General features: G+C 58.9%; 10 protein-coding genes and 1 pseudogene. 1 reads left to right on the forward strand and 10 read right to left on the reverse strand.

Annotation, left to right across the window (positions count from 1 at the left end; genetic code table 11):
* A partial coding sequence (locus MOV74_RS00595) for a biotin carboxylase N-terminal domain-containing protein (RefSeq protein ID WP_309486766.1) occupies window positions 1-366 on the reverse strand: 366 nt, incomplete at its 3' end.
* Window positions 367-374: 8 nt separating this feature from the next.
* Window positions 375-1,907: an acyl-CoA carboxylase subunit beta gene (locus MOV74_RS00600; protein ID WP_404979098.1), complete on the reverse strand. Its 1,533-nt coding sequence runs from the start codon at window positions 1,905-1,907 to the stop codon at window positions 375-377.
* A 150-nt stretch (window positions 1,908-2,057) separates the two neighbouring features.
* On the opposite strand from MOV74_RS00600, the gene MOV74_RS00605 reads away from it, so the two are divergent.
* On the forward strand, window positions 2,058-3,488 hold the full coding sequence (locus tag MOV74_RS00605) for a short-chain fatty acyl-CoA regulator family protein (protein WP_246916513.1): 1,431 nt from the start codon (window positions 2,058-2,060) through the stop codon (window positions 3,486-3,488).
* A gap of 787 nt (window positions 3,489-4,275) precedes the next feature.
* On the opposite strand, the gene panC is transcribed toward MOV74_RS00605, so the two are convergent.
* The 8 genes and pseudogenes from panC to MOV74_RS00645 all read right to left on the reverse strand — a co-directional run bounded on the left by panC (window position 4,276) and on the right by MOV74_RS00645 (window position 12,490).
* Window positions 4,276-5,127, reverse strand: coding sequence for a pantoate--beta-alanine ligase (panC, locus tag MOV74_RS00610; protein ID WP_246916515.1), 852 nt, complete (start codon window positions 5,125-5,127; stop codon window positions 4,276-4,278).
* Window positions 5,128-5,144: 17 nt separating this feature from the next.
* Window positions 5,145-6,017, reverse strand: a complete 873-nt coding sequence (gene panB / locus MOV74_RS00615; RefSeq protein ID WP_246916517.1) for a 3-methyl-2-oxobutanoate hydroxymethyltransferase — start codon at window positions 6,015-6,017, stop codon at window positions 5,145-5,147.
* A gap of 25 nt (window positions 6,018-6,042) precedes the next feature.
* Window positions 6,043-6,498 (reverse strand): annotated as a pseudogene (panD, locus tag MOV74_RS00620) (aspartate 1-decarboxylase).
* Window positions 6,499-7,098: 600 nt separating this feature from the next.
* On the reverse strand, window positions 7,099-8,196 hold the full coding sequence (locus MOV74_RS00625; RefSeq protein WP_246916519.1) for an NAD(P)-dependent alcohol dehydrogenase: 1,098 nt from the start codon (window positions 8,194-8,196) through the stop codon (window positions 7,099-7,101).
* A gap of 378 nt (window positions 8,197-8,574) precedes the next feature.
* Window positions 8,575-9,690 (reverse strand): hypothetical protein, encoded by a 1,116-nt coding sequence (locus MOV74_RS00630; protein ID WP_246916521.1) that lies wholly within the window; start codon window positions 9,688-9,690, stop codon window positions 8,575-8,577.
* On the reverse strand, window positions 9,687-10,178 hold the full coding sequence (locus MOV74_RS00635) for a hypothetical protein (RefSeq protein ID WP_246916524.1): 492 nt from the start codon (window positions 10,176-10,178) through the stop codon (window positions 9,687-9,689). The genes MOV74_RS00630 and MOV74_RS00635 overlap by 4 nt, the downstream gene beginning before the upstream one ends.
* The gene (locus tag MOV74_RS00640) at window positions 10,175-11,215 is read right to left on the reverse strand and encodes a phosphotransferase family protein (protein ID WP_246916526.1); all 1,041 of its coding nucleotides are present in this window, start codon (window positions 11,213-11,215) and stop codon (window positions 10,175-10,177) included. The genes MOV74_RS00635 and MOV74_RS00640 overlap by 4 nt, the downstream gene beginning before the upstream one ends.
* 75 nt (window positions 11,216-11,290) lie before the next feature.
* Window positions 11,291-12,490: an ABC transporter substrate-binding protein gene (locus MOV74_RS00645; protein ID WP_246916528.1), complete on the reverse strand. Its 1,200-nt coding sequence runs from the start codon at window positions 12,488-12,490 to the stop codon at window positions 11,291-11,293.
* Window positions 12,491-12,598: the final 108 nt, after the last annotated feature.

A 12,598-nucleotide genomic window follows, 5' to 3' on the forward strand; every position in this document is an offset into this window, starting at 1 on the left:
CGCCTTCTTCGACTCGATCTTGTCGCCCATGGCTGCAATCGCGCCCGGGTTCGGGCCGATGAAGACGATGCCGGCCGCTTCCAGCGCGCGCGGAAATGCCTCGCGCTCGGACAGGAAGCCGTAACCGGGATGCACGGCCTCGGCGCCGGTCTTGCGGCAGGCCTCGACGATCTTCTCGATCACCAGATAGCTCTCGGCTGCCGCGGGCGGGCCTATCAACACGGCCTCGTCGGCCATCTCGACATGGAGGGCGTCGCGATCTGCCTCGGAATAGACCGCAACCGTCTGAATTCCCATCTTGCGGGCAGTCTTGATGACCCGGCAGGCGATTTCGCCGCGATTGGCGATCAGAATCTTCTTGAACACAGCTCTTCCTACAACGGCAAATTGTCGTGCTTCTTGGCCGGAATTTCCATCTTCTTGTCACCCAGCATCGCCAGCGCTCGCGCGATCCGCTTCCTCGTCGAATGCGGCATGATGACGTCGTCGATGTAGCCGCGTTCGGCGGCGATGAACGGGGACAGGAAGCGGTCTTCGTATTCCTTGGTGCGCGCTGCGATCTTGTCGGGGTCGCCAATGTCACTGCGGAAGATGATCTCGACCGCGCCCTTGGCGCCCATCACCGCGATCTGGGCGGTCGGCCAGGCGTAGTTCATGTCGGCGCCGATCTCCTTGGAGGCCATGACGTCGAAGGCGCCGCCATAGGCCTTGCGGGTGATGATGGTGACCAGCGGCACGGTGCACTGCGAATAGGCGAACAGCAGCTTGGCGCCGTGCTTGATCAGGCCGCCATATTCTTGGCTCGAGCCCGGCAGGAAGCCCGGCACGTCGACGAAGGTGACGATCGGGATGTTGAAGGCATCGCAGAAGCGAACGAAGCGCGCGGCCTTGCGCGAGGCGTCCGAGTCGAGCACGCCGGCCAACACCATCGGCTGGTTGGCCACGAAGCCGACGGTGCGGCCCGCAATGCGGCCGAAGCCGGTGACGATGTTCTTGGCAAAGCTCTCCGCGATCTCGAAGAAGTCGCCCTCGTCCACGACCTTCAGGATCAGCTCCTTCATGTCGTAAGGCTTGTTCGGATTGTCGGGGATCAGCGTGTCCAAGGACATGTCGACCCGGCCGATGTCGTCGAAGCTCGGCCATTCCGGCACGCCGTCGGTGTTGTTGGACGGCAGGAAGTCGATCAGACGCCGCATCTGCAGCAGCGTCTCGACGTCGTTCTCGAAGGCGCCGTCCGCGATCGAGGAGCGTGTGGCGTGCACCGAGGCGCCGCCGAGCTCTTCAGCCGTGACGACCTCGTTGGTGACGGTCTTCACCACGTCCGGGCCGGTGACGAACATGTAGCTGGTGTTCTTCACCATGAAGATGAAGTCGGTCATCGCGGGCGAATAGACGTCGCCGCCGGCGCAGGGGCCCATGATGACGGAGATCTGCGGGATCACGCCGGAGGCGAGCACATTGCGGCGGAACACGTAGGAATAACCGGCGAGCGCGGCGACGCCTTCCTGGATGCGGGCGCCGCCGGCATCATAGAGGCCGATGATGGGCGCCCTCGCCTTCATCGCCATGTCCTGGAGTTTTGTGATCTTCAGCGCGTGCGTTTCCGACAGCGAGCCGCCGAACACCGTGAAGTCTTTGGCGAAGACGAACGTCTTGCGGCCGTTGACGGTGCCCCAGCCGGTGACGACGCCGTCGCCGGGGATCTTGTTCTTCTCCATCCCGAACTCGGTGGAGCGGTGCTCGACGAACATGTCGAACTCCTCGAACGATCCCTTGTCGAGCAGCAGCTCGATCCGCTCGCGCGCGGTCAGCTTGCCGCGGGCGTGCTGCGCCTCGATGCGCTTCTCCCCGCCGCCGAGCTTGGCACCGGCACGACGTTCCTCAAGTCCAGCGAGTATCCCCAACACAATCTTGCCCCTTACGCCGATGCCTGGTGCTGGAAGCGACCTTTGCAAAACTCTACGTTTCATGTAAACTTAGCTAACTCTCACAGAAAACTGGAGGGCCAAAATTGCTGATTTTTGCCTACAAACCTCTCGGTATTGCTAATTTTGCAAATGCGCCAAGCTAACATTTTTGCCGGCGATCGGGTCCGCCGACTTCGGAAGGCGCGCGGTATAAGCCAGGCGGAACTGGCCATAGCCCTCGGGATATCGTCGGGCTATCTCTGTCAAATCGAAGCCGATGTACGCCCCATCACGGGCGACGTTTTGCTTCGGCTCAGCCGACAGTTCGCACTAGACGTCTCCTATTTCGGCGACAATGACGACATGCGGATTGCGAGCGAGCTCCGCGAAACCGCAAGCGACCCTCTCTTTGGAGGCGGAGTGACGGGTGAGGAAGCCAGCGCTGCGGTACGCTCAGCGCCCAGCATCGCCAACCGATTTCTTCATCTCTACAGAGCCTATCTGGCACTAGAGGAAGAACACCGGACGCTGCAAACGACGATCGCGCAGGATGATGCGAGCACGGCGAGCCGCTTTCCTTACGATGAGGTCCGCGATTGGGTGCAGGCCAATCGCAATCATTTTGCACCGTTAGATCGAGCGGCCGAGCTCCTTGCAACAGATCAGCAGTTTCGCTCCGGAAGTCACGGCGAAGACTTTCTGCGATATCTGCGCGATTTTCGGGGCATTAGAGTTATTCGCTCGCAGCAGCCCCTCGATGCCGGCATGATCTGGCGGCTTGATAGCAATGCGAAGACCTTACATTTATCCGAAGGCGCACCGCTGGAAAGCCGCGTCTTTTGGATTGCCCACGTGATCGGCTTGATCGAGCAAGGAGAAACCATCGAGCGCCTTGTCCGAGGCGCCAAATTGAGCAACCCGGAGGCCTGCGCCCTCGCGCGCGTCGCTTTGGCAAACTATTTCGCCGGAGCCCTGGTGATGCCGTACGAGGTGTTTCTTCAAGCTGCTCGAGACACTCAATACGACATTGAGCGCCTTCAGCTGCGATTCAAGACCAGCTTCGAGCAAGTTTGCCATCGACTAAGCACCCTTCAGCGACGCCAATCTCCCGGCATTCCATTCTACTTCTTGAAGATCGATATCGCTGGAAATGTCTTGAAGCGAAGTAGCGCCACGCGCTTTCAATTTGCCCGCTTCGGCGGCCCCTGTCCGCTATGGAATGTCCATCAGTCGTTCGCGCAGCCAGGCCGAACACTCGTCCAACTTGCATCCACGCCGGACGGAACCACTTATCTTTGCATAGCGCGGACAGTTAGCCTTCCCAGCAATTCATATCTCGATCGGCCGCGGGCCGTGGCGGTGGGACTTGGATGCGAGGTCACTTATGCGGCTCAAACCGTCTACGCGAAGGGCATAAACCTAGATGACAAACAAGCCGTTGATCAAATAGGACCCGGATGCCGCGCATGCGAACGCATCGACTGCCGCCATCGCGCGCTGCCACCTATTGGCCGCGCACTGGACGTCGGCACGGCGGAGCGCGGCGTAGTTCCCTACAAGATCGACCTCCGTCGAGACTGACAAATTCATCGGCCTGAGCTCGATTTCGCTCGCAGCGGACGAATCCGCTGTCCTGGCATCTTCGCAGCTCGCCCAGAATAGGAGCTCGCCCCGGGGTGCGATCCCCACCGTCGCACATGGCTTCGACGGCCGCTGGATCCGCTATGCCGCCCTCCGTTGCGCGGCTAAGCGAGGGGCATCATCCTGCCTGCCAAGCGCCTGACTTCAACAAGAGCGGCATGCTGGACACCGTACCTGCTCCAGCAGCGGTGCGGCCTTCCGATCCGCCGTCAGCTTCATCCCGCTCGAGGCGAAAATTGTGGAAGAGATCTGGTTCCGCACGACTCATCCGATGGCTGGATGCATTTCGAAACCGGGAGTCCGTGCGCGGAAAGTGGCCGTTGATTGTCGATCGCCCGCATTCATGACGGCACCGAATCAATGCTCGCAACGTCGATCCAGGAGAGCCTGATAACGTAGTTCTGTTGGCCGCGGGGTTCGGCAAATATGCCGTGGCCCTCGACGGCTGATGGAGGGTGCACTGGCCGCACCGATCAGACCGCCTGGGCTCGCCGGCTCATACGGACTGGCGGTTGCGGAGGCGCTAGTTGACCAGGCTGCGACAGCCCCCTCAAGCCGGCTTGGCGCGCGGTCAGAATTGCCGTCGCCCCCCACTGCAGTCAGCAACTCTCGAAGGCAGCGATACTAGATACTTCTGCTGGCGGACCGGTCGCAACTGGGATTTCAGACTCGCCACGAAACGTTCGGTCGAATAGGCCGGCGTGTGTTCCGCGAGTATTGAATTGCCCTACGGACTTGGCAACGCGAGCATAACGTTGTCGATGAGCCGGGTCGAACCGACATAGGCTGCAGCACAGAGTGCCGCAGTCCGGCGCAGCGGACTGTGAGCGGCCTTGAGTGTATCGCCGTCAACAAGTTCGAGGTACTGAAGCCGGTCAACGACCTCCAAATGCCTCTTGGCAATCGCGACCAACTTTTCCACGTCGCGCTCCCCCGAGCGAAATTCATCAACGGCGGCGAGCAGCCCACGACTGATGGCAAGGGCTCGGCGGCGTTCTTCCTCGCTGAGGTACCGGTTGCGACTGCTCATCGCAAGCCCATCGGGTTCACGAACGGTTGGGACGGTGATGATCTCAATGGGAAGATTGAGATCGATCGCCATGCGACGCACGACCGCACATTGCTGAAAGTCCTTCTGTCCGAAGAATGCGACGTCCGGCTGCACCATGTTGAACAGCTTACAAACAACCGTCGCAACACCCCGAAAATGTCCTGGCCTGAAAGCGCCACACAACGGCTTTGCCAGCTCGCCCGACTCAACGTAGGTCTCAAATTGACTCGGATAGACCTCTTGAGCATCCGGCGCAAAAAGGACCGTGACACCGGCATCGCGGCACAGTGTCTCGTCGCGCAGGAAGTCGCGCGGGTAAGTACTGAGATCCTCGTTTGGTCCGAACTGAGTGGGATTGACGAAAATGCTGACCACGGTCACCTCGCATTGCGCACGGCTCGCCGCAACCAGCGCGAGATGGCCGTCGTGGAGATAACCCATTGTCGGCACGAATCCGACCCGTCCACCGGCGCGACGCGCCTGAGTGAGCGTCTGGCGAAGCTCAGAGACCGTCACAATTGTTTGCATGTCGAGCTATTACCTCATCAGGCTGCGTCGGAGGGCGCCCAGTTTGCGATTGCGTCGCCAAGGCCTTCGGGAAGCCGATAGGACTCCTGGCGGCCCGGGAATCCACCGCTGCGGACATCTGCCGCCCACCGCAAAAGCGCATCATGCAACAGCTGAAATCCCTCAACATAGGCGCGAACGAACTTGGGATGGCGACCTTCAGTCAGGCCCAGCACATCGTGAAACACGAGCACTTGACCGGAGCAGCCTGGACCAGCGCCGATTCCAATCGTCGGTATGCCCAGGATTTCCGTGGCTCGAGCAGCAAGCTCGGCTGGAATTCCTTCCAGCACCACCGCGAAACAGCCGGCCTGCTCCAGACGATGAGCATCATCGAGCAAACGCAGCGCCTCATCGGCTCTACGTCCCTGCACCTTGAAGCCACCCATGACATTGACGCTCTGCGGGGTAAGACCGAGATGGCCCATCACGGGTATCTCGCAATCGACCAGGGCACGTACCATTTTGATACGTTTTCCTCCGCCCTCCAGCTTCACCGCCGCGGCGCCTCGCTGCAGGAACCCGCCGGCGTTCCGTATGGTTTCCTCGACACTAAGGTGATAGCTGAGAAACGGCATGTCGGCGACGAGCAATGCACGAGGCTTGGTGCGCGCAACGGCTTCAAGATGATGGTTCATCATCGCTACGCTGACGGGCAGTGTGTTTTCAAATCCTAGGCAAACGTTGCCAACACTATCACCGACCAGGATGATATCGACGGCGGGGTCCGCGATACGTGCCGCGACCGCATCGTAAGCGGTGGTCATGACGAGACGCCGCCTCTCCTCCTTCCACCGCTGCAGAACGGGAATCGTAACACGTTCAGCCGGCTGCTCCGAAACATGGCTCATTTCCGATTCCCATCCATCGATGATCTCAATTCGATCCTGCACCGCGAAGTGGCAAGGCTTTAGTGTCGCCCAGCTCGCCTATTATTTCAAAACCGTAGTCTCCCGCAGAGTCCAAGGAGACCGAGTGGGTCAGGCGATCAGTTACCTGATTGCTGCGATCGAACGAGAGAATCCTTGGCTTCAAATCAACAATTCGCCGCTCGTCGAGGTATGCCGAACTGCAGATGATCAGTGGGTCACCTACCTAGCAGGTCCGCGCAGCGGCACCGTTGAGGACACAGCAGCGCGAGCCGCGTTTGCCAAAAATGACATATGTCGAGATGCGTGCCCCGGAGTTCTTGTTCCAGATCTCCACGAACTCCATCGGCAAAATTCCGGCCTCGTGACAGTGCTCGGGGTCGAGAGTAACGGAGCCGTGGTATTGAAGATCGGCCTCCGTAACATGGATACCGTGCAGCTTTGCAGCGAGTACTTTTCTCATCTGAACACCGTCGAGCTGAGGGTGGGGTCCTAGAGACTGCGCGATAACACTGTCAATCGGCTGAGAAAAAAAGAAATCGACGTCTTCAAAACGACCGAGGACGTATTGGGATCTCCTAATGATTGCGCGATCATCGAACGAGACATACTCGGCTGGTTATTCGGTCGTGCGAAAACACCGCCGGATGGAAGCTCCATGGGACGTCAGCCCGAGATAAACAAACGAAATGGCAGATCGGCAACCAGCAACGCCTTAGGCGCGCAACGGCGCTGAAGTGTTGCTTCATCATCCCGAAAGCAAACCTCTTCTCAACTTCCTGGCAAAACGTTGCCGACGCCGCCGCCGACAAGAACCACATTGAAAACAGCTTGCTCAAGCCGGGCGCAAACTGCCGTGACCGGCGCTGATTGCCAGGCGCCGCCCCTCTTGATTGCAGCGCTGAGGCTAGGCACTCGCCGAGCACAGCGGACAAATGGCTCATCCGGACCTCAACTCGTTGATTGCGCGAGGTATCGGCCAGCCGCCGGTGCGAGCTGGCAGCCGGCAATGACGTTATCAGGCACAAGATTCGGCCGGTCGGGTACGGGTGAAGTTCGACCGTCAGGGCATGACAAGAACAGCCTTCAGAACCTTTCCGGATTCTGAATCCGCAATCGCCTGATTGATCGACGCAAGCGGGTACGTGGTCACCATACGATCAAGGGGAAGTTGGCCTGTCCTGTAGTACCTAACCATCTCCGGTATGAATGTCTGAATGTCGGAGTCTCCCTCAACCACGCCGCGCCAGGTGAGACCGGCTCCGGAGAGCACATGAGATGGGATGCAATACTGTGTTCCCCTGGGGGGCGCAGCCAGATGGGCTCCTACGCCAAGCTTCCGAAGGCAATTGGTCGCCTCGGTAATTACCGGCGGATGGCCGGTCGTATCGATACTGAAATGCGCGCCCTTTCCTGTGATCGCCTTGATCTGCAGCGCGACGTCGGCCGAGCGTCCGTCGATCACGTGGGTGGCCCCGAAAGAGCGAGCGGCTTCCAATCGCTCCTGAACAAGGTCCACAGCAATGATGGGGCAACATCCCACGATTTTCGCCGCAATGATCGACGACATGCCGACTGCACCCACGCCGAACACTGCGATTCCAGTTCCAGGCGCAGGCTTCAGCACATTTAGCACCGTTCCCATCCCCGTCTGTATTCCGCAGCCCAGTGGGGCAAGCAATTCCAGGGGTAGCGAAGCGTCCACCTTCACCAGATTTCGCGGATTTGCGATCGCGTGAGTGGAAAAGGCAGCCTGCGAAAAGAAATGCTGTCCGATGGGCAGTCCGTTTTGACGAAGCGGGGCCCCTCCGTCCCGTTTGCCGGCGATATTGATCGCAAGAAAGTCGTCGCAATATGCTGGCCTGGCGCTAGCACAGCTCTCGCAGCGACCACAGGAGCCAAACGTCATGATCACATGATCGCCCGGCACAAGCGAGGTGATTTCGCTGCCAACTTCTTCGACGACGCCGGCTCCTTCATGACCAAGGGTCTGCGGAAAGGGCACTGGAAGGTGTTGAAGCCTCGCCGCGCTATCGGTGTGACAGATGCCACATGCATGAACCTTCACCCTGACCTCGCGGGCTGACGGCCGAACGAGCTCGCATTCCTCGATCACAAATGGCTGCTCAGAGGATCTGGCAACCGCTGCAAATACTTTCATTCCGGACCTCGATACGACCTTTGGGGCTACACGTTCGTCTCTTACTTCTCACACCTGCGCTTCACATGCGCGCCACTTGACTTCCACTGGCTCACAGCAGTGAGACTGGAAATCAACCTGCGCCGGACGCATCTTCCAAGGCTGCGGATATCTCCTCCCGCGGCATTCGCGTTCCTCGGAGAGGTCCTCGCTTAGGCAATCGTGCTGAGCGAGTTCTCCTTGATTTTCTCACCTCGCAATACAATCGCGAGGCGGCTGCTCTCGGTTTGCTTGCATCCTCGTCCTGCGCGACACGCACGTCATTGGCTACCAAAGCTCCCCTCATCGTGCCGCCACCACGGCGCCGTTGTCATCTGACCTCAAGACGATGCCTCCTGTTTAGGGCGCCGGAAACTTCTGCACTTCCTCGTATCTGGGATAGCCTTTCAAGACCCACCACTCGAAGATCCCGTATCCGTTCCTCTTCCCGTCGCTGAATTCGAACACGTTGTCGCCGAGCGTGCGCGCTTCCGTGCGCGTGCCGGCATCCGAGAGGTCCCACACATCGTGTTCGAAGTGATACGGCCCCTTGTCATCCCCCTGAAACCAGCCCCGATATCCCCCATACATCCCGCCCTTCAGGAAGTACCTCGCCGGGAGCGCGCGGAGAGTGAACTTTCGCGATTGCCCATTGGCGAACGTCACGATCAATGTACCGGACTCGACGGTCTGCCCGTGCGGGTCATTGGCCCAACGCAAATCATGTTCCACATCCTTGATCGCCCATTGGCCATCACGCGGCAGATCTTGCTTGAATACCAACTCGCCGGTCAGATACAGCGGTCTTCCAGGCTGGCTCTCCTGCATGAACAAGTGAAGGGCGCAATCGTCGAACTGCGCGACAAGCCACGTGAACAGGTGCGGCGGGTATTCGGACATCGGCGGGTGCGCAGGATCCGTACGCAGCTCGCGTCGCAATCCCCAGGAGTGATCCCGCTGCCCCCACCATGCATCGGCCGTAAGGTCAAAGCGCGTCTCGTGCAACTGGACCCAGCCCGAATAGCGGCCGCTCTGCTGATAGCGCGTAATGTCGTGCTGGAGGCGCAGGTTGCGCCGGACGGTGTGCCGGTTCTCTTCATGCGGATTCAACACCGAGCTGAATTCAATATCGAATGAAAGGCCTGCCTCATTCGGCTCCAGAACCAGCCTGTGACGTCGCAAGCCCTCCAGAACCTGAAAACGCAGCGGTCCGATCGCCGCGGACAGCGGGTCCGCCCCAAGGCGCTGCGAAAATCGTAAATTATGCTGCCGCTTTCCGACGGTGATGCCCGCATGTGCGTCAAACACATTGCGATTTGGATGATAGCCGCAGCCGACGTTCAGGATGACATCGCCACCTGGCACGGGGTGGGCAGAATACCAGAGTCGCTCCATCCAAGTCGGATCGCTCGTTCCAGTATAAGCGAAGCTGTGCGGGAGCTGATGCCCGATGAGGTCATCCTGCGGAACGATCATCTTGATTCCTCGGCGTCATGTTGAAGCGTCCCCAGAGAAACCGCCGGGGTCCGCTTTGCCTCTATCTCGTAGTGGAGCTTGATGTACTCGAGAATTGCCGTGCGTAAGGCCCAGACTGGAACGCCAGGCTTCGAAATGCATTCGGCGAGTTGATCCTGAAGCCGGCACAAATAGCGGTCGCCCTCATCGCGCAGGGCTTCAAGTACGGCACCAGGCAACGTTTTGTCCACGGAACGAAACGGCGGTCGCGACCAGTCGACCGACATCTCTTCCAAGACATCCACAATGTCGCAGAATGTGGCGGCCTGGGCCTCCACTTGCCGAAGCAACCAGTCGCGTGACCATTCGGTTCTGAGCCTGAGCTCGGACAACGTGGTCAAGACCGCCACAAGCTGACCACGACGAACCTCGTCCCGGACGGCCGGGAGCAAATGGTCGCGGAGCGCATCAATCGCGCCATCGAATATTCTTTGAAGATGCTGACTCACATGCGTTCCATCAGCTCGGCCAATTTTCTCAACACGAAGTGTCCGCTCGATCCCATCACAGGCAATCGTAGGTCATGCGAATGCCCGACGAAGAACGCGTGATTTCCCGAAAGACAAATGACAGCGAGCTTGAAGAGTGCGAGAACTTCGTAATACGCGATCGATTTCGGCCGGAGAGAAAGACCTGTTTTCCGCTCATAGCGCTCGAACACTTCCTCTCGCGGCAGTGCTCCGAAAAGCTTTGACGTTCGACCATTGAAATTCGGAAGCAATGCCCACCCCCAATCCTCGTGCGGATCTCCGATGTGCGTCAGCTCCCAGTCAAGAATTGCGTCGATGCTGTCGCGCGCCAGGAAATTGCCAAGGCGGTAGTCGCCATGCACGATCGATAGTTTGGGAGCGACCGGAGCGCTTTCGAGCAGCCAGTGATATACAAACCTCAATATCGGAAGTGGTCGCAGAGCGACCGTTTCGGCGATCTGGTTCCAGTGATCGACCTGACGCACGGCAATATCGCTGACGGTCGCCCCCAGGGCGGTATTCTCACCAAGCACTGCGACCCAGTCGATGTTATGAAGTCGCGCGAGGATATCTGTGAACTGCTCAGCCCATTTCGACAGTAGCGGGATTTGCTCCGGCAGCGGCGGCGCCCCCGCAAGAGTGTGTGGCGCGCCCGGAGCCTTTGAACAGATCAAGAAAGGTGCCCCGAGCTCCTTTCGATCGTCGCTGTAAAAAACCGGCTGTGGGACTGGCACTCCTCGGCCAAAAATGGCCGTCAGGACGTCGAACTCTGGCTTTGCCGCATAAGGCGGCAGAATCCCAACTGGAGGCGCAAGCCTTAAGACCAACTCGCGGCGGATCACACCGGCGGGTTGTTCAGCGAGAGTAAATCCATACGTCATCCACGAAAAACCGACCGGATAACGCGTAAGATCCTCAATCTTGAGGTCGCGCTGCAACTTCCGGCTCAGGAACTCCTTCAGGCGCGGTCCCAAGCTCACGACGTCGCCGTAGTCACTCGTCGCTTTAGCGAACAAGGACAATCCCTCCACGTTCCATCACGCACGAATGGGCGCTTAGCCGTTCCACTAAAATACCTAAGCAGCCAAGACTTATCGCTTGACGGGCTCCCAACTCGTCCCGTCAAACCGCTCGAGCTCAAGAAATTTCACGGGCTCGTAGTTGGTCGCGCTGGTATTGACGACGGCGCCGGGCAGCCCAAGCGGAAGCGGAAAGTTGTGCAGCGACTGAGCTTGCTTCAAGATATTCTCCCGCGACAGGTTGTTGCCGCACTGGCGGAGCACTTGTTCGAGAACCTTCGCAAATGCAATGCCCGAGGAGTTCAGATAATCGGACAGATCCGCGTCCGGTGTATGCTGCCTGGCGTACTCGCGCCATTCGTTCATCTCCGGATCGTCCTTCCAGCGCGGGTCTGTCGGATCCTTGAAAAACGCGGCTCGGAGAATTCCAGTTGACGCCTCGATGCCGGCTGGCTTGATCACAGACGTCAGGCTTCCGTTGCCGCTGAAGACATAGATCGCAGGCTTCCAGCCTATCTCATGCACTTTCCTGATGGTCTGTGCAGCGTGCTTAGGATAGGCAAACACCAACAAGATGTCCGGACGTGAAGCAGCCAGCGTCACGATCTGACTTTCGATCGTCGGTTCGGTCACTTCAAAGGATTGCGCTCTGATCTGGCTCTCCCGCTCAGATCCAAGGCCCTCCTTCAATCCGGCCAACAAGTCCTTTCCAAAATCGTCATTCTGGTAAATTACCGCGACCTTGCCGTCAGGTTTGGTCTTCGCGATGTCTTCGCCGTAGAAGCGTCCTTCCGAGCGCAACGTCGGCAGCAGCCCCATCGTATAGGGAAAGTGCTCTGGATCGGCCAAACTGCTCGATTGGGCAGCGGCAAAGAGCTGAGGGACCTTCTTTGAGTTAAGGTACTTGCGAACCGAGATATTGACGGCCGTTCCGAGCAGACTGAAGACGACAGCCACTTCGTCCTGCTCGACGAGCCGGCGGACCTGTTCGAAGGCCTTGGGGGGACTGAGCCCGTCATCGTAGCTGAGGAGTCGGATCTTGCGCCCCGATATTCCTCCTTTCGAATTGAGGTATTCGAAATACGCGATCTCGGACTTGTGGATTCTTGCAAATGCCGACGCAGGCCCGCTGTAGGGCGCAGTCTGACCGATGACTATCTCGCGATCCGAGACGCCTGGATTATTTGCTTCGTGGGCAGCGAGCTTGCCGCCCGTCCCCAAAGAAAGCACGACGAACAAACCAACCCAGAAGCCACTCCAACTACACTTCATCGCCGCTCAGCTCCCTGCATTTGCATTCCCTGCCGACGCGACAGCTCGCGGCGATCTCAAATTCTTGTCTTTCGCATAGATTTGCACGATCGTGCGAACATTGCAAGT

The sequence above is a fragment of the Bradyrhizobium sp. SHOUNA76 genome, assembly GCF_023006445.1.
Classification (GTDB): Bacteria; Pseudomonadota; Alphaproteobacteria; order Rhizobiales; family Xanthobacteraceae; genus Bradyrhizobium.